This is a genomic window from Streptomyces sp. NPDC055013, assembly GCF_053608645.1.
Window position 1 is genome coordinate 60,286 of the sequence record NZ_JBSGVW010000019.1, and the last position, 22,693, is coordinate 82,978.

At 72.0% G+C, this 22,693-nt stretch carries 22 protein-coding genes; 13 read left to right on the forward strand and 9 right to left on the reverse strand.

The window, feature by feature from the left end; all coding sequences use genetic code 11:
* Window positions 1-118 precede the first annotated feature (118 nt).
* On the forward strand, window positions 119-1,186 hold the full coding sequence (locus tag ACWGDB_RS23115; RefSeq protein ID WP_453824125.1) for an O-antigen ligase family protein: 1,068 nt from the start codon (window positions 119-121) through the stop codon (window positions 1,184-1,186).
* Between the two features lie 66 nt (window positions 1,187-1,252).
* On the opposite strand, the gene ACWGDB_RS23120 is transcribed toward ACWGDB_RS23115, so the two are convergent.
* Both ACWGDB_RS23120 and ACWGDB_RS23125 read right to left on the reverse strand, forming a co-directional pair.
* Window positions 1,253-1,795 carry a hypothetical protein gene (locus ACWGDB_RS23120; RefSeq protein ID WP_427842596.1) on the reverse strand — a complete coding sequence of 181 codons (543 nt, stop codon included), beginning with the start codon at window positions 1,793-1,795 and terminating at the stop codon, window positions 1,253-1,255.
* Window positions 1,796-1,901: 106 nt separating this feature from the next.
* Complete coding sequence (locus ACWGDB_RS23125) at window positions 1,902-2,687, reverse strand: glutamate racemase (protein ID WP_453824126.1); 786 nt, start codon at window positions 2,685-2,687, stop codon at window positions 1,902-1,904.
* A 57-nt stretch (window positions 2,688-2,744) separates the two neighbouring features.
* On the opposite strand from ACWGDB_RS23125, the gene ACWGDB_RS23130 reads away from it, so the two are divergent.
* On the forward strand, window positions 2,745-3,920 hold the full coding sequence (locus ACWGDB_RS23130) for a glycosyltransferase (RefSeq protein WP_453824127.1): 1,176 nt from the start codon (window positions 2,745-2,747) through the stop codon (window positions 3,918-3,920).
* 4 nt (window positions 3,921-3,924) lie between these two features.
* Here ACWGDB_RS23130 and ACWGDB_RS23135 read toward each other — a convergent pair whose 3' ends face one another.
* Entirely contained in the window at window positions 3,925-5,211 is a 1,287-nt protein-coding gene (locus ACWGDB_RS23135; RefSeq protein ID WP_453824128.1) for a TerD family protein, read from the reverse strand.
* A gap of 296 nt (window positions 5,212-5,507) precedes the next feature.
* On the opposite strand from ACWGDB_RS23135, the gene ACWGDB_RS23140 reads away from it, so the two are divergent.
* From ACWGDB_RS23140 to ACWGDB_RS23155, 4 genes are all read left to right on the forward strand, one after another.
* The gene (locus tag ACWGDB_RS23140; RefSeq protein WP_453824129.1) at window positions 5,508-5,936 is read left to right on the forward strand and encodes a DUF6643 family protein; all 429 of its coding nucleotides are present in this window, start codon (window positions 5,508-5,510) and stop codon (window positions 5,934-5,936) included.
* A 45-nt stretch (window positions 5,937-5,981) separates the two neighbouring features.
* Window positions 5,982-6,809, forward strand: coding sequence for an MOSC domain-containing protein (locus ACWGDB_RS23145; RefSeq protein WP_453824130.1), 828 nt, complete (start codon window positions 5,982-5,984; stop codon window positions 6,807-6,809).
* Between the two features lie 193 nt (window positions 6,810-7,002).
* Complete coding sequence (locus tag ACWGDB_RS23150) at window positions 7,003-7,608, forward strand: Rv1733c family protein (protein WP_453824131.1); 606 nt, start codon at window positions 7,003-7,005, stop codon at window positions 7,606-7,608.
* Between the two features lie 109 nt (window positions 7,609-7,717).
* A complete protein-coding gene (locus tag ACWGDB_RS23155) occupies window positions 7,718-10,156 on the forward strand; it encodes a right-handed parallel beta-helix repeat-containing protein (protein WP_453824132.1) in 2,439 nt (812 codons plus the stop codon).
* A gap of 29 nt (window positions 10,157-10,185) precedes the next feature.
* On the opposite strand, the gene ACWGDB_RS23160 is transcribed toward ACWGDB_RS23155, so the two are convergent.
* Complete coding sequence (locus ACWGDB_RS23160; protein ID WP_453824133.1) at window positions 10,186-12,480, reverse strand: hypothetical protein; 2,295 nt, start codon at window positions 12,478-12,480, stop codon at window positions 10,186-10,188.
* A gap of 292 nt (window positions 12,481-12,772) precedes the next feature.
* Between ACWGDB_RS23160 and ACWGDB_RS23165 the strand changes: the two genes are divergently transcribed.
* A complete protein-coding gene (locus ACWGDB_RS23165) occupies window positions 12,773-13,600 on the forward strand; it encodes a DeoR/GlpR family DNA-binding transcription regulator (RefSeq protein WP_383629739.1) in 828 nt (275 codons plus the stop codon).
* Between the two features lie 89 nt (window positions 13,601-13,689).
* Window positions 13,690-14,160, forward strand: a complete 471-nt coding sequence (locus ACWGDB_RS23170; protein ID WP_453824134.1) for an SRPBCC family protein — start codon at window positions 13,690-13,692, stop codon at window positions 14,158-14,160.
* Window positions 14,161-14,209: 49 nt separating this feature from the next.
* On the opposite strand, the gene ACWGDB_RS23175 is transcribed toward ACWGDB_RS23170, so the two are convergent.
* On the reverse strand, window positions 14,210-15,334 hold the full coding sequence (locus ACWGDB_RS23175; protein WP_453824135.1) for a PLP-dependent cysteine synthase family protein: 1,125 nt from the start codon (window positions 15,332-15,334) through the stop codon (window positions 14,210-14,212).
* A 334-nt stretch (window positions 15,335-15,668) separates the two neighbouring features.
* Here ACWGDB_RS23175 and ACWGDB_RS23180 point away from each other — a divergent pair, with 334 nt between their 5' ends.
* Window positions 15,669-15,992, forward strand: coding sequence for a hypothetical protein (locus ACWGDB_RS23180; RefSeq protein ID WP_328429540.1), 324 nt, complete (start codon window positions 15,669-15,671; stop codon window positions 15,990-15,992).
* A gap of 184 nt (window positions 15,993-16,176) precedes the next feature.
* Window positions 16,177-16,719 carry an ATP-binding protein gene (locus tag ACWGDB_RS23185; protein WP_453824136.1) on the forward strand — a complete coding sequence of 181 codons (543 nt, stop codon included), beginning with the start codon at window positions 16,177-16,179 and terminating at the stop codon, window positions 16,717-16,719.
* Window positions 16,720-16,759: 40 nt separating this feature from the next.
* Here ACWGDB_RS23185 and ACWGDB_RS23190 read toward each other — a convergent pair whose 3' ends face one another.
* Genes ACWGDB_RS23190 through ACWGDB_RS23200 form a run of 3 tightly spaced genes read right to left on the reverse strand, consistent with a single transcriptional unit; the run spans window position 16,760 to window position 20,354 of the window.
* Entirely contained in the window at window positions 16,760-19,321 is a 2,562-nt protein-coding gene (locus ACWGDB_RS23190) for an ABC transporter permease (RefSeq protein ID WP_453824137.1), read from the reverse strand.
* The gene (locus tag ACWGDB_RS23195) at window positions 19,318-20,076 is read right to left on the reverse strand and encodes an ABC transporter ATP-binding protein (protein WP_453824138.1); all 759 of its coding nucleotides are present in this window, start codon (window positions 20,074-20,076) and stop codon (window positions 19,318-19,320) included. Before ACWGDB_RS23195 ends, ACWGDB_RS23190 begins: the two co-directional genes overlap by 4 nt.
* On the reverse strand, window positions 20,073-20,354 hold the full coding sequence (locus ACWGDB_RS23200; protein WP_328883496.1) for an SHOCT domain-containing protein: 282 nt from the start codon (window positions 20,352-20,354) through the stop codon (window positions 20,073-20,075). The genes ACWGDB_RS23195 and ACWGDB_RS23200 overlap by 4 nt, the downstream gene beginning before the upstream one ends.
* Before the next feature lie 185 nt (window positions 20,355-20,539).
* Between ACWGDB_RS23200 and ACWGDB_RS23205 the strand changes: the two genes are divergently transcribed.
* Genes ACWGDB_RS23205 through ACWGDB_RS23215 form a run of 3 tightly spaced genes read left to right on the forward strand, consistent with a single transcriptional unit; the run spans window position 20,540 to window position 22,179 of the window.
* Window positions 20,540-21,097, forward strand: a complete 558-nt coding sequence (locus tag ACWGDB_RS23205) for a TetR/AcrR family transcriptional regulator (RefSeq protein WP_453824139.1) — start codon at window positions 20,540-20,542, stop codon at window positions 21,095-21,097.
* 55 nt (window positions 21,098-21,152) lie between these two features.
* A complete protein-coding gene (locus ACWGDB_RS23210) occupies window positions 21,153-21,719 on the forward strand; it encodes a DUF4865 family protein (protein WP_453824140.1) in 567 nt (188 codons plus the stop codon).
* Between the two features lie 25 nt (window positions 21,720-21,744).
* Window positions 21,745-22,179 (forward strand): tautomerase family protein, encoded by a 435-nt coding sequence (locus ACWGDB_RS23215; protein WP_453824141.1) that lies wholly within the window; start codon window positions 21,745-21,747, stop codon window positions 22,177-22,179.
* On the opposite strand, the gene ACWGDB_RS23220 is transcribed toward ACWGDB_RS23215, so the two are convergent.
* Window positions 22,166-22,615, reverse strand: a complete 450-nt coding sequence (locus ACWGDB_RS23220) for an RpiB/LacA/LacB family sugar-phosphate isomerase (protein WP_453824142.1) — start codon at window positions 22,613-22,615, stop codon at window positions 22,166-22,168. The genes ACWGDB_RS23215 and ACWGDB_RS23220 overlap by 14 nt on opposite strands.
* Between the last annotated feature and the right edge of the window lie 78 nt (window positions 22,616-22,693).

Below are 22,693 nucleotides of genomic sequence, written 5' to 3' on the forward strand. Positions count from 1 at the left end.
GCCCATCACCCGTTACGGTATGGCGGAGCCTCAGTCGTACCGGCCGGTCAGGTCCGGGCGGCCGGGGCCCGTCACAGGTCGGGGGACCGGTTCGGGGGGCGGGGTGGATGTCACGGGGATGACGTCTGCGGCAGGTCCGGATGAGGACTACGACAGACGAAACGTTTCTGACGCGACAGGCGTAGTGGTTCTGGGAGCCTGCGCCGCCTGGTCGCTGATCTCGGCTGCCGTGCACGACGGCCGCCCCGAAGGTGTCCTGCTCGCGATCCTCGCCGTGTCCGCCGGCTATGCCGCGGGCCGGATCAGCGGGGCGCTCCTGCCCGTCGCCGCGCCCTGCGCCGGAGCGCTGGCCGGAGTGAGCCTGACCCTGGCCGTTCCGCACCTCTCCCCCGGGCCACGGATCGACGTCCCGCTGGGTCACGCCGGGGCCACCGCAGCCGTACTGACTCTCTCCGCCGGCGCCGCGTGCTGCGCAGCCTGGACCGCCTCCGCCGCCGCCCTGCGACTCGGCCTGCGGGCGCTGGCCGTCGCCATCGCGGTGACCGCGGCAGTGCTGGGCTCGACCAGCGGCTTCGTCGCCTGTTCCGCCGTAGTACTGTGCTCGCTCGCCGCCGGCCACCTCCGTCATCGCGGCGTGGGCATCGCCGGGCTGGCCCTGGGAGCGACGGCGGTCACCGGACTGACCTGGACGGTCGCGAGCAACGCGGCGCCCGACGGGCTCGCCGCCTGGCTGGAAGGTCAGCTCACCCGGCACCGGATCGAGCTGTGGCACGACGCCGCGCACCTGGCCGGCCGGGAGCCGGTCCTGGGGGCGGGCCCAGGGCGCTTCGGGGAGCTCAGTACGACTGCGAGCGAGACGCTGTCGTCCGACGGAAAGCCGCACTCGGCGCTGTTGCAGCAGGCGGCGGAGCAGGGAGTCATCGGCGTGCTGCTACTGGCGGCGGCGTTCTGCTGGATGCTGTTCGCGCTGTGGCGCACCGCGCGCCCCACCCCGGTCGCGCTCACCGCAGGCGCGGCCCTGACGGCACTGGCCGCGATCGCAGCGGTCGGCAATGCGCTCAGCTTCACCACCGTGTCGGTGGGCGCCGGCCTGCTGGCGGGACTGGCCACAGCACGTCCGATCACCGACGTGCCGTCGCCGCGCGAGCTGGACGCACACGCGCGTGGTGAGAGGCCGACCTCATGACGCGGGGCGAGATTCAGGGGTCCGCCGACACACGGGCCGCCGGGGGACCCGCTCACGGGGAGGTGCTCAGAGCGCCGTGTCGGGCTCCCGGGTCCGCAGCCGGTCCCTGATGACTCGTACGGCTGCCTCCGCGTCGTCCACGGTGACCGTGAACGTGTGCCCGTCCCACAGCTGCAGCACCAGGCCCTCACCACGCCGTACGACGACCGCGGTGCCCTTCTCGGGCCGCCAGCGGTAGCCCCAGCCGCCCCAGTGGCGCGGCGTGACGTTCGGGACGAAGTCCGCGCCCACCACCTCGGACAGGGGGATGCGGCGGCGCGGCACACCGATGTGGCCGCAGCGCACCTCGAGGCACTCCTGGTCGACCCTCAGGGCGACGTGCACGAACGCCAGAGTGCCGAAGAGGACCAGCAGCCCGGCCGCGATGCAGCCGACGACGGCCATGACGAGCGGGAGGATGCCGTCCGTCCACGGCGAGTCGATGGCCAGCTCGATCCCGAGCGCCATGCAAGCGCCGCCGACGAGCGCCAGCAGCCATTGGACCCGGTTGGTCGCCCGCCCGGTCCAGACATCGGGGTGCGGCTTCCTGCCGTGGGGGTGGTCCCTCATGCCTATGAGGTTACTCAGGTTTCGCTCTGCTGGTACCACGCTGCAGAGGGTGAATACGCCGACCGGGCCACACCCGGACCGCGAGCGTCCGCCTGGTGACCGCCGGTTATCGGGCGGGGCTGATCGCCTGCAGGAGACGGCCTTCGTCGTAGGCGAGGGCGGGCTCGGGGAGCGTTCCCTCGCGGCCGCTCAGCAGCACCGTAAGGGTGCCGTTCGCTTCAGCCGTGGCGGCGGGCTGTTCGCCCAGTCGGCGCAGCGCCTGCGCGGCGACCGCTCCGGCGGAACCGTGCAGGACGAGCGGCGGAAAGCCGGGGCGCTGGACGGCTGCGCGGATGCGGTCGGAGACGAGCTCGTAGTGCGTGCAGCCCAGGACGACGGTCGTCACGTCCTCGGGTGTCAGCGCGGCGGCCGCGGCGACTGCGGCCTCGATCGCCGTCTGGTCCGCATGCTCGACCGCCTCGGCCAGCCCGAAGCACGGCACCTCGGTGACGGTGACGCCGTCGGCGAAGTCCTCGATGAGCCCGCGCTGGTAGGGGCTGCCGGTGGTGGCGGGCGTGGCCCAGATCGCGACGGGTCCACCGCCGGCCGCGGCCGGCTTGATCGCCGGGACCGTGCCGATGACCGGAATGGCCGGTTCGAGGCGGGCGCGCAGGGCGGGCAGCGCGTGCACGGACGCGGTGTTGCAGCCGACGATCAGCACGTCGGGCCGGTGCGCGGCGGCGGCGTCGGCGACAGCCACGGCACGCCGGGTGAGATCCTCGGGAGTCCGGGGACCCCAGGGCATGCCGTCCGGGTCGAGTGAAAGCACAAGATCGGCGTCAGGTCGCAGACGCCGTACCGCGGCGGTGGCCGCGAGCAAGCCGATTCCGGAGTCCATCAGCGCGATCTTCACCCGGCCACGATAGTCGATGGCCCCTTGCGGGCCCCCGGGGTGGGGCAGACTTCGCGCGTGAGCGCCATCGCGTGGACCGCCGCCGGATCACTCGCCGCCTGGCTGTGGCTACTGCTCTGCCAGGGCTTCTTCTGGCGTACGGACGTCAGGCTTCCACGTCGGACGACACCGGACGGATGGCCGTCGGTCTGTGTCGTCGTCCCCGCGCGCGACGAGGCTGCGGTCCTTCCGTCCGCTCTGCCGTCGCTGCTCGCCCAGGACTATCCGGGGCGCGCGGAGATCTTCCTGATCGACGACGGCAGTACGGACGGCACGGGGGAGCTGGCGCGCGCGCTCGCACGGCGGCACGGGGGACTGCCGCTGACCGTGGACTCCCCCGGCGAACCACCGGCCGGCTGGACCGGCAAGCTCTGGGCGGTGCGCCACGGCATCGGCCTGGCACGCGCGCGTGCCCCCGAGTACCTGCTGCTGACGGACGCCGACATCGCGCATGCACCCGACAGCCTGCGGGAGCTGGTCGCGGCGGCGCGCACCGGAAGCTTTGACGCCGTATCCCAGATGGCCCGGCTACGGGTGGAGAGTCTGTGGGAACGGCTGGTCGTGCCGGCCTTCGTCTACTTCTTCGCGCAGCTGTATCCGTTCCGCCGGATCGGTGGGAAGGGGGCACGTACGGCGGCAGCGGCGGGCGGCTGCGTCCTCTTGCGTGCCGAGACAGCCGAGCAGGCGCGGATTCCGGACGCCATCCGGCACGCCGTCATCGACGACGTGGCGCTCGCGCGGGCCGTCAAGGGCGGCGGCGGCCACATCTGGCTGGGGCTGGCGGAGCGGGTGGACAGCGTGCGCCCGTATCCGCGGCTGCGCGACCTGTGGCGCATGGTCTCGCGCAGTGCGTACGCGCAGTTGCGGCACAACCCGCTGCTGCTGGCCGGGACGGTCGCCGGGCTCGCGCTGGTCTACCTGGTGCCCCCTGTGGCCGTGGCCGCGGGGCCAGCCGGCGGGGACACGGTGACGGCGGTCGTCGGCGGCCTCGCATGGCTGGTGATGACGGGGACGTATGTGCCGATGCTCCGCTACTACCGCCAGCCGCTGTGGCTCGCTCCCCTGCTGCCGTTCACCGCGTTCCTCTATCTTCTGATGACGGTCGATTCCGCGGTGCAGCACTACCGGGGGCGCGGCGCGGCCTGGAAGGGCCGCACCTACGCACGTCCGGACGCGGTGCCCGACGAGGGCTGACTGCTTACTTGCGGCCGGGCGTCCAGTTCATGCCCCACGCGTACGCGTGGTCGACCGTGCGCTGCGGGCTCACCCCGCGCTCGGGCACCAGGTAGCGGGCCTCGCGCTGGACGACCAGGTCGCTGCCGGTGTTGGTGATCAGCGCGAGCGCGCACACGGTCGAGGGGACCGTGCACTCGTCGAGCGAGAAGTCGATCGGGGCGCCGTGCTGCGGTGTGAGGGTGACCGTGGCGTGCAGGTCGGCGAAGGAACGTGCGCCTTGGTAGATGGTCACGAAGATCAGGATGCGGCGGAAGGCCCGCAGGTGGTCGAGGTTAACGGTGAGGTTCTCCCCGGCGGCACCGGTGCGGTCGTCGCCGTCGAGGTGGATGTACGGCGGCTGGTACAGGGCGCCGTAGGCGTTGCCGAGGGACTGGATGACTCCCTTGCTGCCGTCGGTCAGCTCGTACAGGGCGCACAGGTCGAGGTCGAGGTCGTTGTGCATGGCGACCGGGCGGCCCAGCTTGCTCGCCCAGCCCGAGAACTGCTTGCGCACCTCCCAGTTGAGGTTGACGCGCATGGCGCCCGAGGTGCCGCCCTGCTTGGTCAGGGACACCGAGGGCGCCGCCTTGGTCAGCGTCACCTTGCTCAGGCTGACCGGCGGCGCCTGGGGTGCGGGCGGGGGCACAGGCGGTATGGCGGGCGGCTGCATCGCCGGCGGCGGGGGTGCGGGCGTGGTCATCGGGGGCGCGACCGGCGGGGCTGCGGGCGCGGAAGCGGGTGCCGCGCTCTGGGGTTCGTCGACCGCGATGCCGTAGTCGGTGGCCAGGCCCTCGAGGCCACTGCTGTAGCCCTGGCCGACGGCGCGGAACTTCCAGGCGCCCTGACGGCGGTAGAACTCACCGAGGACGAAGGCGGTTTCGACGGTGGCGCCCGTACTGTCGAAGCGGGCGACGGCGGTGCCCTGGGCGGCATCCTTGACCTCGATGTAGAGGTCCGGGACCTGGCCAAACGATCCGCCGTCCGCGGAGGCGGCGAGGATGACGGTCTCGATCGCGGGCTCCACACGCGCAAGATCGACGAGCACGCTGTCGGTCACCCGGCCGCCGGCGTCCCGCTTGCCCTCGTGCCGGACGGCGCCGGAGGAGTGCTCGGGCTGGTTGTAGAAGACGAAGTCCCCGTCGGAGCGGACTTTTCCGCCGACCAGCAACAGCGCCGAGGCGTCCGCGTCGGGCACGCCCGGTCCGGAACGCCAGCCCAATTCGACCCGCAGTGCCGTCGTCGGCACCGGAACATTCGATCCTTTCGGCATTGACATGTCCGCCCCCATCACGGGTCACCGTGCCAGGCATGTCCTGGCAGCTCATCGGCTTCTTACAGGGTCAACCTATTCCCCGCGACATCGAACTCCCATGAGGGGCGGATGAACACCGCCGGTCAACCGCCGGTAACCCACCCGGAACTCGGCATTTACACGATCCGAACGCGGATTGGCGTCCCTTTTTGCCAAGTTCGCTCGCATTGGGGATCCAGCGTCACTGCGGACACATAAAACAACCCTCTTATCGGTCTCCCCAACCAGCACATCGTGGGCTTACCTTATGTGCCATGACCTCCCCCCGCTCCACCTATGGCGGCGGCTACTACTCCGCCTCCTTCCCGGACACCCCGATCTACGACTCGCTCGTGGCCGAGCGGGGCACCCCGCAGATCGCCCCGATCCGGGTCCCCGCCGCGTACGACGCCCCGGGCAGCCACCTGCCCGCGCTCCCGTCGGCACTGCCCGCCCTCCCGGCGGCCCCGTCCCAGCCCTCCTACGGCTATCCGCATGCGCAGCAGCCCGCTCCGCTGCAGCAGGCGCCTGCCGCCTACATCCCGCAGCAGGCAGCGCCGCGCGGCTATCCGGGTCCGCAGGCGCAGCAGCCTCGCCCGGTGGCCCCCGGCGGCATGGGCTACGAGGCGATGCGCCCCGCGGCTCCCCGGCCCGCGGCTCCTTACCAGGACCCGTACAACAACCAGCAGTACCGCGGCTACTGATCCCTTCCCCTCGGGGTTGTCGTCGCCACCTGGCACGATGGCTCCATGGGGCAAGCGCAGCTGCAGTCGATCCTCGTTCATCCGGTCAAGGCGTTCCGGGGCACCGCGCCCCGGACAGCCGTCGTGGAGCCCTGGGGGCTGGCCGGAGATCGACGCTGGGCGCTGATCGACGCAGGGGGAAAGGTCGTGACGCAGCGCCAGCAACCGCACCTCGCCCTGGCCGCCGCCGAGCTGTTGCCCGGCGGCGGTGTCCGCCTGTCCGCGCCCGGCATGGACCCGCTGAACGTGCCCGTGCCGCACGCGTCCGGCACGGTGCCCATGGAGATCTTCCGCGACAAGGTCGAAGCAGCCCCCGCCGAGGACGAGGCCGCGCACGACTGGTGCAGCACGTTTCTCGGCATCGGGGCACGTCTCGTGCACATGGCCGATCCCGGCACGTCCCGGCCCGTCGACCCGGAGTACGCCCTGCCGGGCGAGACGGTCAGCTTCGCCGACGGCTACCCGCTGCTGGTCACCACGACCGCCTCCCTCGACGCCCTCAACTCCCTCCTGGCCCGAGGTGATCACCCGGCCGAGGGCCCGCTGCCCATGAACCGCTTCCGGCCGAACGTCGTCGTGTCGGGCACCGCCGCCTGGGCCGAGGACGACTGGTCGCGCATCGCCATCGGTGAGGTGGCCTTCCGTGTCGCCAAGAAGTGCGGCCGCTGCGTGGTGACCACGACCGACCAGGCCACCGCCGAGCGTGGCAGGGAGCCCCTGCACACCCTGGGCAGGCACCGCCGGCTGGGCGGCAAACTGGTGTTCGGCCAGAACCTGGTGCCCCTCTCCCGGGGCACGATCCGGGTCGGCGACCCGGTCACGGTCCTCGACTGAGAGAGTCGACCGGGAAAGTTCTCCCGTGGGCGACGACATGCGGGAACCGAGGCCGGGGGCCCGCGCGTTGGGCATTTCGTGAGAAGTTCATGAGAAGCCCTGGCGGCAGGTGATTTCGCTCTCTCTTCGCCGGGCTCGCGGGTGAGCGGCTCCGGCAGGGGCTATCACGGAGCGGGGAAGGGGGTGACCGGACATGCGGGCGATCAGCGGACTCTGGCGCTGGCGGCACAATCCGCTGTGCCGTGCGACCGATCTGGCCGAGGCCTGGGTCGCCCTCGCGGCCCTGTTGCTGATCCTGGTCCTCACACCCGTGGTCGGCTCCCTGGTCGGCAGCCTCGCGCAGGACACCCTTCAGGACTCCGTGCGCGACCAGCGCGCGTCCCGGCACCTGGTGACGGCGACCGTGGTACGCGAACTGGAGGGCTCCCCGCTGGACGCCGACCCCGAGGCCACCACCGGACGGGAGCGTCGCACCCGCGTCGTGGCCGACTGGACCGCGCCGGACGGCAGCGTGCACCAGGGGCAGGTCATGGCGGGCCTCGACACCCCGCAGCCCGGCGACCAGTTCAGGATATGGACCGACCAACAGGGCCGCACAGTGGCCCGCCCCCTGGACTCCGCGACCGCGGCGACGCACGCCGTGCTCGCCGGGGTCGGTGCGGCCCTGCTGGCCATCGGCCTTGTCGAGGGCGGCAGACGGCTGCTCGTCTGGCACATGGTCCGTCGCCGGTACGCGCGTTGGGACCAGGCCTGGGACAAGGCCGGTCCGGACTGGGGCCGGACCGGCACCGGCAGCTGACGGCCTTACCGCTCTGGTCAACCCACCACCCGCGCGCACGCTACGGTGGAGCGGCCGAACTCTCCGGGAGCAAAACCCGCGTACTACGAGGTGGGGGCACATCAACGCCATGGCACAGGGCACGGTCCAGGTGACGCACACCGGCACATCGCGGTGGCGGCGCCGCACGGGTGAGTACGCATCGCTCGCCGCAGCCCTGGAGGCCGCGACCGACGGCGACGTCCTCACCGTCGCGCCGGGCACCTACCGGGAGAACCTCGTCGTCCAGCGGGCGGTGACCCTGCGCGGCCCCGAGGGCTCCCCGGGCTCGGTGCGCATCGCTCCCCTGGACGGTGTGCCGTTGACCGTGCGCGCCTCGGCGGTGGTTCAGGACCTGCATGTCGAGGGCCAGGACGCTGCGGCACCCGCGCTGCTCGTCGAGGAGGGCACCCCGGAGCTGTCGGACGTCCGCATCGTCACGCGGTCCGCTGCCGGGATCGAGGTGCGGGGCGGCGCGCGGCCGACCGTGCGCCGCTGCACCGTCGACAACCCCGCGGGCATCGGCATCGCCGTACTCGACGGCGGGGGCGGCGTGTTCGAGGAGTGCGAGGTCGTCGCGGCCGGCCAGGCCGGCATCGCCGTACGCGGTGGCGCGCACCCCCGCCTGGACCGCTGCCGGGTGCACCACGCCTCCGGCTCGGGGCTGACGGCGACCGGTGAGAACTCCGCTCTGGAAGCGGTGGGTTGCGAGATCTACGAGGTCCGGGGCTCCGGCGTCCAGGTCACCGGACGGGCCACCGCCCACCTCACCGACTGCGATGTGCACCGCACCACCGCCGACGGCGTCACGCTCGACACGGACGCCGTGCTGACCCTGGCCGACTGCCGTATCCACGACATCCCGGAGAACGCGGTCGATCTGCGCTCCCGTTCCGTACTCACCCTGACCCGCACGACGGTGCGTCAGTTCGGTCGCAACGGCCTTTCGGTGTGGGACCCGGGCACGCGCGTGGACGCCAACCAGTGCGAGATCTTCGACAGCACAGGCGACTACCCGGCGGTGTGGGTCAGCGACGGCGCCACCGCCGTGCTGGACTCCTGCCGGGTGCACGACGTGCCGGACGCGCTGTTCGTCCTGGACCGCGGCTCGCGCGCGGACGTCGTGGACAGCGACCTGTCGCAGGTGCGCAACACGGCCGTGTCGGTCAGCGACGGCGCCACCGCGCAGCTCGACGACTGCCGGATCCGGGACGCGGCGACGGGCGCCTGGTTCCGGGACCACGGCAGTGGCGGCACCCTCAACAACTGCACCCTGGACGGCACCCAGACCGGCGTGATCGTCACCAAGGGCGCCGACCCCACCATCGAGCGCTGCACGGTCGAGTCCCCGGCGGAGGCCGGGTTCTACGTGTCGGCGGGCGGCCGGGGCACGTTCCTGAACTGCCGGGTGAGGGGCAGCGCCGGCTATGGCTTCCATGTGATCGACGGCTCCCGTACGACGCTGCGGAAGTGCCGCACGGAGCGGTGCGCGCGGGGCGGGTACGAGTTCGCCGAGGGCGGCCCGGGCATGGCCGGGGCGGGCCCCGACGTGGAGGACTGCACCAGCGACGAGAGCGCGGGCCTCAGGCAGCCGCCCTCGGCGCCGGAACCCGCCGTTCAGACGGCGCATCAGTCCCCCGGGCTGCTCGGCGCGATCCCCGGGCAGCGCAGCACCGAGCAGGAGCCGCTCATCGCCGCCGCGGAGCCCGAGAAGTCGTCTCGGACGTCCAAGGCCGTCCTGGGTGAACTGGACGCGCTGGTGGGCCTGGAGAGCGTCAAGCGCGAGGTACGCGCCCTCACCGACATGATCGAGGTGGGCCGGCGCCGCCAGCAGGCGGGCCTCAAGGCGGCGTCCGTCAAGCGCCACCTGGTCTTCACCGGCTCCCCGGGCACCGGCAAGACGACGGTCGCCCGCCTCTACGGCGAGATCCTCGCCTCCCTGGGTGTCCTGGAGAAGGGGCATCTGGTCGAGGTGTCCCGCGTCGACCTGGTCGGTGAGCACATCGGCTCCACCGCGATCCGCACCCAGGAGGCCTTCGACAAGGCGCGCGGCGGTGTGCTGTTCATCGACGAGGCGTACGCGCTGTCGCCGGAGGACTCGGGCCGGGACTTCGGCAAGGAGGCCATCGACACCCTGGTGAAGCTGATGGAGGACCACCGGGACGCGGTCGTCGTCATCGTGGCGGGCTACACGGCCGAGATGGAGCGCTTCCTCTCGATCAACCCCGGGGTGGCGTCCCGCTTCTCACGGACCATCACCTTCAGCGACTACGGCCCCGAGGAACTGCTGCGGATCGTGGAGCAGCAGGCCGAGGAACACGAGTACCGGCTCGGCCCCGGACTCGCCGAGGCCCTCCTGAAGTACTTCACGGCCCTCCCCAAGGGTCCGGCGTTCGGCAACGGCCGTACGGCACGCCAGACCTTCGAGGCGATGGTGGAGCGGCACGCGAGCCGGGTCGCCCAGCTCGACGAGCCGAGCACGGACGAGCTCACGCTGCTGTACGACGAGGACCTGCCCGAGCTGGGCTGACCTCGGCACCTGCATCGGACCCGGTCGGATCAGCCCTCGGCACCGACCTCCCGCCGCTGTGCGGGCACCTCCGGTTTCAGTCGCGCCAGCAGCCGCTCCCGCTCCTCGGCGAACGCCGGGTCCGCCTGGTAGTCGCCGTGGCCCAGAATCGGGGCGGGCAGGGGGTGTTCGGGGGTACGGCCGTACGCCAAGGGGTCCCTGAGAGCCGCGCGGTCCACTTCGGGGGTGCAGCTGCCGGGCAGCCGGACCGGGCCGCCGATGGGGTCGGTGACGCGGTACAGGTTGCGCCAGCAGTCCAGCTCGGCATGCAGGGACGCGAGGGCGGCCGAGCCGAAGTGGGCCGGGAACCATCGGCCGTAGAGGCGTTCCAGCGGGGAGCCGTAGGTCAGCAGCGCGACCCGCTTGCGGTCGGCCGGCGTCAGCTGCCAGACCGCCGCGGCCGCGAGCACACTGCCCTGGGAGTGCCCGGAGATCACGAGGCGGCGGCCGTCCTCGGCGCGCGTCCAGGTCGCCATCCGCCAGGTCAGGTCGGGCACCGCGCGCTCGGCGTAGCAGGGCGGGGCGAAGGGGTGGGCGGCACGGGGCCAGAAGGTGCCGACGTCCCACAAAATGCCGATGGTGCGCCGTGCGGAGGCGTCCTTGTAGGCGCGCCGACCCCAGGTGACGAAGAGTATGAAGCCGAGGCCGATCAGCCAGGAGCCCAGCGCCTGCGCGGTCTCGGCGGCGCCGTGCACGAAGGCGTACGTCCCGTCGGCGGCCTCGCTGGGTGTCTCGTCGGTCGTCAGCGCGCCGACCAGGGCTCCGGCGCCCAGGAGCAGGGTCGCGGTGGAGGTGACGGCGACGAGGAGCGGGGCGCGGTCGGTGAGCGTGGCCATCGCGCGCGTGCTCGCGATCCGGCGGGTGCGTGCGGTGTCACGGGGCTCCCCGGCGTAGTCGAGCTCCACCGTGCCCAGCTCGGTGCGGCGCAGCAGCCAGGCGCGCCATGCCAGCCCGCCGCAGAGCAGCAGCAGGAGGACCAGCAGCGGCGGGATCACGGACGCCTGCCAGGTCAGCAGGACCGGCGGGCCTGCGATGGACGCGTGCGTGCCGTCCAGCCAGTCGGCGACCCGCTGGGCGACGCCGCCCGACATCACGCCGCCGAGGGCGCAGGCCAGCATGACCACGGCCGGCCCGCCGAGGCCACGCATCGCGGCGCGCGGGTCGGGCCGGGTGCGGTGAAGGACGTGGGCGACCACGGCGAGCACGATCACGAGCAGGCCCTGGAGGAAGGCGATCGCGCCGAAGGTGGGGTCGCCCGGGAGGCGGCCCGCCGACTGCCAGCCCGGGCGTTCCCACCCGGCGTACACCAGGGCGAGCAGCAGCAGGACGAGGGCGGCGAGCGGCAGGCGCCGTACGAGATGCTCGTCGAGTTCCCGGTCGAGACGGTTCTCGCTGCGGCCCCGGCGGCAGACCACCCACACCACGACGGCCGCGCCGGTGAGGATCGCCGCTTCCAGGAGCCATCCCAGGGCGTCCAGGAGCGCGGGTCCACCGGCCCTGCGGTCGAAGCGGGCAGCTGCCGCGCCCACCGCCGCGGCGACGGTCAGCAGGCCGGCGGCGGTGTGCGCGGCGCGCAGCCGTGCGACCAGGCGACGGCCGTACCAGAAGCCGGGGCGGCCCAGGGAGGTGCCGCCGGACTCCTCGTCGGGCTCGGGATCGCGGGACATCGGCTGCTGGGACTCGTACGCGCTCCAGGTGCGGCGGGAGAGGTACCAGAGCAGGCCGGTCAGCGCGGCGGGCACCAGGGCCGCGAGGGCGAGCCTGCGGCCGGGCCGGCTCCACCAGCCGCCGTCCGAGGCGAGCGGCGACAGGAAGCCCAGCCAGCTGTGCCGGTCGGCGCACGCGCGTGTGCCCGCGCACTGCCAGGCCGTGAGGTCGAGGGCGACCTCGCACGCGGCCGCGACGAGCAGCACCGTCAGCGTCAGCCCGGCGAGCCGTACGAGCAGGCCGTACAGCCGCACCGTCCGCGTGCGGTCCTGTGCGGTGGGGCGCATCCAGTGGGCGAGGTTGACCACCATGAACGGCAGTAACAGCAGCCACAGGGCGCGTGCGCTGTTTCCCGAGGTGAGGTTGCACCAGACGTAGGCCTCGGGCACCGGGCCGTCCCGGTGGTCGTCCGGCCGGTCCTCGGCATCGACGTCGTCGGCGCGGCGGAACACGGCGGCCGTGTCGTCGCCGGTGATCCGCACCGTGCGCGGATCGTCGAGCATCTCCTGCGGTGTGGTGCCGCCGACCCCATGGACCAGGAGTTCCAGGGCTGCGGCGCGCTCCTGCGCACGATTCACTTTTCGCACTTCCCCCGTGACGAGCCTTCGGCTTCTGTCCGTGCGGGCACAAGGATCTCCCCGTGGGAGGTCCCGTACACCTCTCGTCACGGAATCTCCCCGATCCGTGTGAAGAACAGGGGAACGGCAGATGCGGAAGTGACATGCGCGCGTCGGTACGGTCAGTGGCGCGACCGGTACCGACCCGTGCGAGGATGGGACGTCCCGCGCACCGGGAGGGGCGAGAATGTCCTTATCAGAGCAGGTGCGCAGGGCGTGTCGGACGGCTTGAGGCGAAAGGACCGGAGCGTACGTGAGTGAGAATCAGAACCTCCTCGCGGAGCAGCGGCGCGCCCTGATCCTGGACGAGGTACGGCGCCGAGGCGGGGTGCGTGTCAACGAGCTGACCCGCAAGCTCGGCGTGTCGGACATGACGGTGCGCCGCGATCTCGACGCGCTCGCCCGACAGGGCGTGCTGGAGAAGGTGCACGGCGGCGCGGTCCCGGTGGTCGAGGCCAGCACCCATGAGCCGGGCTTCGAGGCCAAGTCGGGTCTGGAGCTGACGGCCAAGGAGGACATCGCCCGCTCGGCGGCCGAGCTGGTCGCGCCGGGCACGGCGATCGCGCTGTCGGGCGGTACGACCACGTACGCGCTGGCGCACCAGCTGGTGGACGTGCCCGACCTGACGGTGGTCACGAACTCGGTGCGGGTGGCCGACGTCTTCCACGCCGCGCAGCGCACGTCAGGCCCCCGGCAGGGCGCGGCCACGGTCGTGCTGACCGGCGGGGTTCGCACTCCCTCCGATTCGCTGGTGGGCCCGGTGGCCGACCAGGCGATCGCGGCGCTCCACTTCGACATGCTGTTCCTCGGAGTGCACGGCATATCGGTCGAGGCCGGTCTGTCCACGCCGAATCTCGCGGAGGCCGAGACCAACCGGCGTCTGGTGCAGTCGGCGCGCCGGGTCGTGGTGGTCGCCGACCACACCAAGTGGGGTGTGGTGGGGCTGAGTTCGTTCGCGGCGTTGGAGCAGATCGACACGCTGGTGACGGACTCCGGTCTGGAGAGCGAGGCGCGCTCGGAGATCGCGGAGCATCTGCGGCTGGTGGTGGCGGGCGAGCCCGACATGGATGCGGACCTCTGAGACCGGTGACGTCTCGCGGTGCAGACAGCTGACGGAGCGCCAGCTAGGGTGGCGTGCCCGGTCCAGCGTCGGCACAGGGGGTTTCGTCCATGGCTCATCTGCTGCGTGAGGTGGGTCTCGACTTCGTCGGGACCGCGCCCGTACGGCACGTCTTCGCGCGGGAGATCACCGCTCCCCCGGAGACGGTCCACCGCGCGCTGGCCGAGGACGTGTCCGGCTGGACGGAGTGGTTCTCGGCGGTGACGCTGGCCCGCCCGCTCGACGACGGTGCCCGGCGCGAGATCAGGCTCAAGGGCGGGACACGCTTCGAGGAGACGATCCTCGCCGCGAAGAGCCCCGAGCTGTACGCCTACCGCGTCGACATCACCAACGCGCCGGGGGCCCGTGCCATGGTCGAGGAGTGGCGGCTCGCCCCGGCGGGGACGGGCACGCGGGTGCAGTGGACGTTCGCGGTGGACGGCACGGCGCCGTTCCGCTTCACCTTCGGCCTCGCGCGGCCAGGGCTCGCACGGGCGTTCCGGGGCGCGGTGACCGCGCTGGACCGACGGCTGACGCACTAGGCGGTTTCTCAGCGCCGCGGGGATCGTGCAGCATCCCGTGCCTCGCCCGTCACTCCGGCCAGACGCCCGTCTCCAGCAGTTGCCCGATGACCGCGGAGTACGGCGCGATGTCCAGGCCCTGCTCGGCGAGCCAGGTGTCCGAGTAGTACTTGTCGAGGTACCGGTCCCCCGGGTCGCACAGCAGCGTCACCACGCTCCCCTGCCGGCCCTCGGCGACCATCTCGGCGACGATCTTCAGCGCGCTCCACAGCCCGGTGCCGGTGGAGCCGCCCGCCTTGCGGCCGATGCCCTGCTCCAGGGCGCGTACGGCGGCCACGCTCGCGGCGTCCGGCACCTTCATCATCCGGTCGATCGCACCGGGCACGAAGCTCGGCTCCATGCGTGGCCGGCCGATGCCCTCGATGCGGGAGCCGCAGTCGTAGGTGACGTCCGGATCGCCGGTGGTCCAGCCCTCGAAGAAACACGAGTTCTCCGGGTCGGCCACACAGATGCGGGTGTCGTGCTGCATGTAGTGGACGTACCGGGCGATGGTCGCCGACGTGCCGCCGGTGCCGGCCGTGGCGACGATCCAGGCGGGCTCGGGGAACCGCTCCAACTCCAGCTGGCGGAAGATGGATTCGGCGATGTTGTTGTTGCCGCGCCAGTCCGTGGCCCGTTCGGCGTAGGTGAACTGGTCCATGTAGTGGCCGCCGGTGTCCACCGCGAGGCGGGCTGACTCCTCGTACATCTTCCGCGAGTCGTCCACGAAGTGGCACTGCCCGCCGTGGAACTCGATCAGACGGCACTTCTCGGCGCTCGTCGTGCGCGGCATGACCGCGATGAAGGGCACCCCGATCAGCTTCGCGAAGTACGCCTCGGAGACGGCCGTCGAGCCGCTGGACGCCTCGATCACCGGGCGACCCGGCCGGATCCAGCCATTGCACAGGCCATACAGGAACAGCGAGCGGGCGAGCCGGTGCTTGAGGCTCCCGGTCGGGTGGGTCGACTCGTCCTTGAGGTACAGGTCGATGCCCCAGTGCTCCGGCAACGGAAAGCGCAGCAAGTGGGTGTCGGCCGAACGGTTGGCGTCGGCCTGGACCTTGCGCACGGCTTCTTTCAGCCAGACGCGATAGCCGGCGTCGCTCCGGTCGACGTCGAGGGTCACGCCGGACGGGGTCTGCTGAACGGTGCTCACGGCGGTGCTCCTCATGCTCGGCCACAACGGCGACTCGCGCGGCCGTCACTTCGAGCATAGACACCTTCCGCACGCTTCTCACCTGCATAAACACACCTTTGAGAGCCTCAAAGGCACCCCTGGGCCGTGCCTTCACCAAGGCTGCGGGGGCGCATTCGCGCGAGTGCTCCGAGCACTGCGAACAGGGGTGACATGCGTACTGGTGCTCGGCGCGGGACGCGGGCACACTGCTCCGGACGGGACGACGGTCCCGAACGGGGTGCACACTGGATCAAGACCAGGGCCGGCACCCGCGCAGGACCAGCCGGCACACCGAGGCGCAAGGGGGCGGGGCATGGCGGAGCCTGAGTTCAGGGCCACGGGCGTGCGGATCGGGAAGCGGCTGCGCTCGCTGACCCGGGCCGGGCAGGTGCGGATCAGCGACGGCAGGGTGCAGTTGCTCACCAGCTACGGCAGCGAGATCGACAGCGCGCCGGTGCAGGCCGTACGGGCGTCCAAGCCCTGGTTCTCGCCGGACGACAAGGCGCTGGCCGACATCAACGGCAAGCGCTACTCGCTGACCCTGGGCGATCACGACCCCGCCCCCGGGGAGGCGGGTCCTCCTGCGGCGCGCCGGTTCATAGAGGCCGTGCGGAAGGCTGCTGGACGTAAGGGCTGAGTCACTGCGAGTTGCGGTACCGCATCCCCTGCGTCACGCTTGTCTCACGTCACTCTGGGTTTACCGGCGATAACGCTGCGAACCAGCCCGCCGGCCACGACAGCAGGCGGCCGTTTTCCTTCACGCCCCTGCTGGATCCGTACTCCGTGTTCTTCCGGACCTCTTCAGTCGGGGAGTCGCAGCCGTGATCAGTTACCCAAGCAGGCACTGCACGGTGGAGCTCCAAGCCCTGCCGTCGCGGATCGGACAGGTCCGCAGAATCGTATCGGCGCAGTTGCGCTACTGGCATCTGGACGCGTTGATAGACCGCGCCGCGCTCGGTGTGACCGAGCTGTTGACCAACGTCCACCAGCACGCCCGGCCGGACAAGATGTGCACCGTGGAGATCGAGGTGCTGCTCGACCGGCTGATGGTCTCGGTGCGCGACCACGACCCACGGCTGCCGGTCGTTGCGGACGTCAGGACCGCCGACATGCTCGCCACGTGCGGTCGCGGGCTCGCGATGGTGGCCGCCGTCAGTGAGAGCTGGGGTGTGCGGCCGGACGGCGAGGCCGGGAAGGTCGTGTGGTTCACGCTCCCGACGGCCGTGACGCCGCGGGCCACGGCCGCTCGCCCGCCGCAGCGCACGGCGGTGGACAAGCCTGTGCGTCAGTTCGCGGAGGTCGGGGCGCCGGTCGACCTGCGTCGGCCCGAGCATGCTCCCGCCCGGTCCGCCGTTGTCGGCTGACCGGGCGGTGAGGGGACCTTTTAAGGTGCCGTCACCTGTGTCATTCGGTGGCGATCGCCCGTAGTACGTCCAGGCGGGCCGCACGGCGTGCCGGGCGCAGGCCTGCCAGGGCTCCGGCTGTGATGCCGACCAGGGCCACCAGGGCGAGTTGGAGCGGCGCCATCGCGAAGGCGAAGGCGCTGTCGCTCGCCCCGTCGGAGGCCTTGACCAGGACCCAGCCCAGGAAGGCGCCGAGGGCGAGGCCGCCGACCGTGCCGAAGGCGGCCACCAGGACCGACTCCCATCGGACCATGGCGCGCAGTTGGGAGCGGGTCTGGCCCACGGCCCGCAGCAGGCCCAGTTCACGGGTGCGCTCGTGGATCGCCAGGGTGAGGGTGTTGGCGATGCCGAGGAGTGCGATGAGCACGGCGAGGGCGAGCAGGGCGTAGACCAGGGTGAGCATCATGTCGATGCCGCCGGCCGAGGACTGCGCGTACTCGTCGCGGGTCTGCACGTCGGGGTTGCCGTACCGGTCCGCAACCCTCTCGACTGCCGCCTTGCCCTCGTCCGTGCTCACGCCGTCCTTGAACGAGACGGCGATCAGGGTGTCGGCGTCCTGGGTGCGGTGCGGGGCCCAGGCGTCGCGGGTGACGACGTAGTCGCCGGCGAGTTCGGACCGGCCGTAGACCGCTCGGACCGTGAAGGTCTCCTGGCGGCCGTCGGTGAAGGTGAGGCGGGTCTTGTCGCCGGTCGTCAGGTTCCGCTTGTCGGCCTCCTGCCCGGTGATGGCGATGCCGTCGGTGCCGAGGTCGCGCAGGGAGCCGTTGACGGTGCCGAGGTCGAAGGTGCGCTCCAGGGCGACGGGGTCGGTGACCGTCAACGCCCTTCCCTTGCCGTCGACTTCCGCGACACCCCGTCCGAGTCCGACGGCCGTGTCCACCTCGGGCAGCCGCTGGACGGCGTCGGCGAGGCGGGGGCTCAGCCCGCTGCCGCCCGCGCCGAACGACGGGGTGCTGACGGCCACGTCACCCGCGAAGGACCGGGACACGGTCTGGTCCATGGTCGCCTTCAGCGAGGCCCCGAACACGGTGAACAGCGACACGACGGCCACGCCTATCATCAGGGCGCTCGCGGTGGCGGCCGTGCGCTTCGGGCTGCGCAGGGCGTTGCGCCGAGCGAGCCCGCCGGTGACGCCGCGCAGCCGGCCGAGGGGGCCGCCGAGGATCCGTACGGCCGTCGAGGAGGCGACCGGGCCGAGGACCACGAAGGCGGCCAGGGCGAGGACGGCGCCGGCTGCGGCCGGCCACAGGGACGGGGACACCAGGACGCCGGTGAGCGTCACGCCGAGCGCGAGGGCGAGGAGACCCAGGCCGGTGACGGCGCGGGCGCGGGAGGCGCCGGAGGTGTCGACGGCCGTTTCGCGCAGGGCGGCCAGCGGTGCGGTGCGGCCGGCTCGTGCGGCGGGCAGCAGCGCGGAGCCGAGGCAGACCACGATGCCGACCGCGAGGGGCAGCGCCATGGAGATCGCGCTGATCACCAAGTCGCCCTCGGGGAACGGGAATCCGATCGCCGGGAACAGCGCCTGGAGGCCTGCCGCGATGCCGATGCCGCCCGCGAGGCCGGCCACCGACGCGGTGACGGCCACGGCGGTCGCCTCGACGAGGGTCGACGCGGTGACCTGGCGACGGGAGGCACCGAGGGCGCGCAACAGGGCGTTCTCGCGGGTGCGTTGGGCCACGACGATGGCGAAGGTGTTGTGGATGGAGAAGGTCGCGACGAGGAGGGCCACTCCGGAGAAGACCAGCAGGAAGGTGGTGAAGATGGTCAGGAACTGGCTGGAGATCATGTCCGTGTTCTCCTCGGCCGATTCCTGACCGGTGATGGCCTCGACGCCGCTGGGCAGCACGGATGCCAGTTCGTCGACCAACTGCTGCGGGCTGACGTCCGGTCCGGCCCGCACCTGGATGGTCGCCGCCTCGCCGGGACGGGCGGTGAGGTACTTCTCGGCGTCGGCCTGGGTCATGCCGGTGAAGGTCACCTGGGCCATGCCGTCCTCGCCACCGAAGGTCGCGAGGCCGACGATGGTCACCTCGACGGGGTCGGGCGTGCGCAGGGTCGTGGTGTCGCCGACCTTCAGGTCGCCGCGGTCGGCGGCACCGCGGTTGACGACGACCTCGCCGGACTTCTGCGGGGCACGGCCTTCGGCCAGGCGGTACGGGTTGAGCTCGGGGTCGTCGATCCAGTTCCCGGCGAGGGTGGGCGGGCCCTGGCCGCCGATGGGGTCGCCGTTCCTGCCGATGAGCTGACCGGCGCCCTGGATGCTGGGCGCGACGGCCTCGACGCCGGGGGCCTGCTCGATCCTGCGCACCAGGTCCGTGTCGACCGGTTCGCGCACGCCCTCGCTCTCACCGGGCGTGGTGATGGCGTCGGCGCTGCGGACGACGGCGTCCGTGCCGCCGGTCGCGTTGCCGAACATCGTGTCGAAGCCGGCCCGCAGGGTGTCGCCCATGACGAGGGTGCCGGCGAGGAACGCGACGCCGAGGAACACCGCGAGGAACGTGCCGGCGAAGCGGCGCTTGTGGGCGCGCAGGGAGGACACGCTGAGGCGGACGGAGGCGTTCATGACGGCACCTCGAAGGCTTTCATGCGGTCCAGGACCTTGTCGGCGGTCGGGGATTCGATGCGGTCGACCAGGTGGCCGTCCGCGAGGAAGACGACCGCGTCGGCGTGGGCGGCGGCCACGGGGTCGTGGGTGACCATGACGACCGTGCGGGCCGTCTGGCGCGCCGCGCGGCCGAGCAGTCCGAGGACCTCTTCGCCGGAGCGGGAGTCGAGGTTGCCGGTCGGCTCGTCGGCGAAGACGACGTCGGGCCGGCCGGCGAACGCCCGGGCCACCGCGACGCGTTGCTGCTGGCCGCCGGAGAGCTCGGCGGGCCGGTGGTGGAGCCGGCCGCGCAGGCCGACGACGTCGATCAGCGCGTCGATCCACTCCGGGTCGCCCTTGCCGCCCGCGAGGTCCAGCGGCAGCGTGATGTTCTCCGCGACGGTCAGGGTCGGGACCAGGTTGTAGGCCTGGAAGACGAAGCCGACGCGGTCGCGGCGCAGGAGGGTGAGGCGGCGGTCGTCGAGACTGCTCAGGTCGGTGTCGCCGATGTGGGCGGTGCCCGAGGTGAGCGTGTCGAGGCCGGCCGCACAGTGCATCAGGGTGGACTTGCCGGAGCCCGAGGGCCCCATGATCGCGGTGAAGCGGCCGGCCGGGAAGTCGACGCTCACCCCGTCCAGGGCCCTCACGGCGGTGTCGCCGGTGCCGTACACCTTCACGGCGTCCACGACGCGGGCGGCCGTCGGCGTGCCTGTCGTGGTGGTCGTGACGGTCATGCCGCACCGCCCTTGCCCGTGCGGCCGAACTGCTCGTCCAGGACGGACAGCCGGCGCCAGTACTCGTCCTCGTCGATCTCGCCGGAGGCGAAGCGGTGGCCGAGCACGGTGATGGGCGAGTTGTCGTCGGGGGTGGGCCGCCCGGGGCCGCGGCGTCCGCGCCACACCGTCCGGCGCAGCAGCGTGATGCCACCGATCACGACGGCCGCCCAGATCAGCGGGAAGAGGAGGATCCACGGGCCGGGGCCGCCGTCGGCGAAGTGTGCCAGCGTCTGCATCTCGAGTCATCTCCCGGGTCGGTTCGGTCGGGTCTTTCGGTGATGTCTCGAGACTCGCGCCGCGAGGGGGTCCGGGTCGTCGTACGGCCAGCGGCAGTGTGCGTACCTCGCGGGGAGTAGGCGGGGCCGGTTCCGCTGCTCCGATGGGCTCGACTTCTGTAACTACTAGTATGTACAGTGACGGCATGAGCACCTCGGACCGACTGATCGAGTCCACCCGCGAACTGCTGTGGGAGCGCGGCTACGTGGCCACCAGCCCCAAGGCGATCCTGGAGCGTGCGGGGGCCGGGCAGGGCAGCATGTACCACCACTTCAAGGGGAAGCCCGATCTCGCGCTGGCCGCGATCCGGCGGACCGCCGAGGAGATGCGGGCTACCGCCGCGGGAGTACTCGACTGTCCGGGCACGCCGTACGAGCGCATCGAGGCGTATCTGCGGCGCGAGCGCGAGGTGCTGCGCGGCTGTCCGATCGGGCGGCTGACGATGGACCCGGACGTGGTCGCCAGCGACGAACTGCGGGCGCCCGTCGACGAAACGCTCGACTGGCTGCGCGAACGGCTCGCCGCGATCGTCGAGGAGGGCCAGGAACAGGGCCAGTTCGCGGCCGCACTCGACGGCGAGGCGATCGCGGCGACGATCGTCGCGACCGTCCAGGGCGGCTATGTCCTCGCCCGCGCGTCCGGCTCGCCCGCCGCGTTCGACGTGGGCGTCCGGGGCCTGCTGTCCCTTCTCGCACCGCACTAGGAACCGCACCGCACCGCACCAGGAACCACACCGGACGCGCCAGGAAGGCGGCACGATGCACGCGATGCAGTACCGGATCACCCTGCCCGCCGACTACGACATGGAGATCATCCGGCGTCGTGTGGCGAGCAAGGGGCACCTGCTCGACGACTGGCAAGGGCTGGGCCTCAAGGCGTACCTGATTCGCGAGCGCGGCGTGCACGGGTCACCGGTCAACGAGTACGCGCCGTTCTATCTGTGGAACACCGTCGCGGGCATGAACGCCTTCCTCTGGGGCGGCCCGTTCCAAGGCATCGCCGACGACTTCGGACGGCCGCCGGTGCGGCAGTGGACCGTGCTGGCACGGGAGGGCGCCGCCGATCCGCGTGTGCGGGTGGCGGTGCTGCGGCGTCAACAGGTGCCGGACGGCGTGCGGTTGAAGGACCTGGCGGCGGACGTGACACGGGAGACCGAGAGGTCGGCCGGCGAGGACGGTGCGGTGCTCGCGGCGGCGGCCGTGGACACGAGCCGTTGGGAGCTGATCCGTTTCTCGCTCTGGGAGAACGACACGCCCAAGGCCGACGGCGAGGTGTACGAGGTGCTGCACATGTCCGTGCCGGGGCCGCTCACCGCACGTTCCTGAAGCCGCTGACAAGGAGAACCGACCCATGCCCTTCGTTCGCATCGACGCCCTGGGAGCCGACCCCGAGCGGCTCGACGCGCTCGGTCGTGCCGTGCACGACGCCCTGGTGGAGGCCATCGGGATTCCGCCCGACGACCGGTTCCAGGTGCTGGTCGGGCACGACGGCACGCGCAGCACCCTGCGCTACGACGCCGGCTATCTCGGCATCCGCCGGGACGACGGCATCGTGTACGTGACGATCACCCTGCGCTCAGGGCGGACTCCCGCGCAGAAGCAGGCGCTGTACCGGCGGATCGCCGAACTCGCCCATGCCTACGCGGGGACCGAGCCGCGCAATGTGTTCGTCAACCTCATCGAGAACGAGCCCATCAACTGGTCGTTCGGCGAGGGAGTCGCGCAGTACGCCGATGCCCCCGCCCCCGTCGACTCCCCCGCCTCGAAGAGCATCACGGCTCCCTGAGGTCCAGGCGGCCGATGCGGGCCACGTTCTCGCGGTCCTCGGCGTCCTCGCTCGCCTCGCCGGCGAACCAGGCGTCGAGGATCTCCTTGAGCAGCGGCTCGGACGTCAGTCGCAGGCTGAGCGCGAGGACGTTGGCGTCGTTCCAGCGGCGGGCGCCGTCCGCCGTGTAGCCGTCCGTGCACAGGGCGGCTCGTACGCCCGGCACCTTGTTCGCGGCGATCGACGCGCCCGTGCCGGTCCAGCAGCAGACGACCGCCTGGTCCGCCGTCCCGTCGGCGACCTCGCGGGCGGCCGCTTCCGAGCACGCGGCCCACTGGGGGTCGGACCCGGGACGCAGGGCCCCGTGCGTGACCACCGCGTGGCCACGGGCACGCAGCTCGGCGACGAGACCGCGGGCCACGGGTTCGTCCATGTCGGAGGAGACGGAGATCCGCATGTCAGGAAGGGTACCCAGGTCCGCGGGCGGGTGTGCGGCCGTGGGCCGTGAGGTGCGGTCGTCCCGGCTGCGGCAGAG

Bases quoted from the DNA above. Each gene is read 5' to 3' on its own strand.
- ACWGDB_RS23150 (WP_453824131.1), top strand. From the start codon at position 7,003: ATGCGGGCGATCAGCGGACTCTGGCGCTGGCGGCACAATCCGCTGTGC.
- ACWGDB_RS23190 (WP_453824137.1), bottom strand. From the start codon at position 19,321: ATGAACGCCTCCGTCCGCCTCAGCGTGTCCTCCCTGCGCGCCCACAAG.
- ACWGDB_RS23210 (WP_453824140.1), top strand. From the start codon at position 21,153: ATGCACGCGATGCAGTACCGGATCACCCTGCCCGCCGACTACGACATG.
- ACWGDB_RS23200 (WP_328883496.1), bottom strand. From the start codon at position 20,354: ATGCAGACGCTGGCACACTTCGCCGACGGCGGCCCCGGCCCGTGGATC.
- ACWGDB_RS23195 (WP_453824138.1), bottom strand. From the start codon at position 20,076: ATGACCGTCACGACCACCACGACAGGCACGCCGACGGCCGCCCGCGTC.
- ACWGDB_RS23140 (WP_453824129.1), top strand. From the start codon at position 5,508: ATGACCTCCCCCCGCTCCACCTATGGCGGCGGCTACTACTCCGCCTCC.
- ACWGDB_RS23120 (WP_427842596.1), bottom strand. From the start codon at position 1,795: ATGAGGGACCACCCCCACGGCAGGAAGCCGCACCCCGATGTCTGGACC.
- ACWGDB_RS23135 (WP_453824128.1), bottom strand. From the start codon at position 5,211: ATGCCGAAAGGATCGAATGTTCCGGTGCCGACGACGGCACTGCGGGTC.
- ACWGDB_RS23170 (WP_453824134.1), top strand. From the start codon at position 13,690: ATGGCTCATCTGCTGCGTGAGGTGGGTCTCGACTTCGTCGGGACCGCG.
- ACWGDB_RS23215 (WP_453824141.1), top strand. From the start codon at position 21,745: ATGCCCTTCGTTCGCATCGACGCCCTGGGAGCCGACCCCGAGCGGCTC.
- ACWGDB_RS23145 (WP_453824130.1), top strand. From the start codon at position 5,982: ATGGGGCAAGCGCAGCTGCAGTCGATCCTCGTTCATCCGGTCAAGGCG.
- ACWGDB_RS23205 (WP_453824139.1), top strand. From the start codon at position 20,540: ATGAGCACCTCGGACCGACTGATCGAGTCCACCCGCGAACTGCTGTGG.
- ACWGDB_RS23155 (WP_453824132.1), top strand. From the start codon at position 7,718: ATGGCACAGGGCACGGTCCAGGTGACGCACACCGGCACATCGCGGTGG.
- ACWGDB_RS23180 (WP_328429540.1), top strand. From the start codon at position 15,669: ATGGCGGAGCCTGAGTTCAGGGCCACGGGCGTGCGGATCGGGAAGCGG.
- ACWGDB_RS23115 (WP_453824125.1), top strand. From the start codon at position 119: ATGACGTCTGCGGCAGGTCCGGATGAGGACTACGACAGACGAAACGTT.
- ACWGDB_RS23220 (WP_453824142.1), bottom strand. From the start codon at position 22,615: ATGCGGATCTCCGTCTCCTCCGACATGGACGAACCCGTGGCCCGCGGT.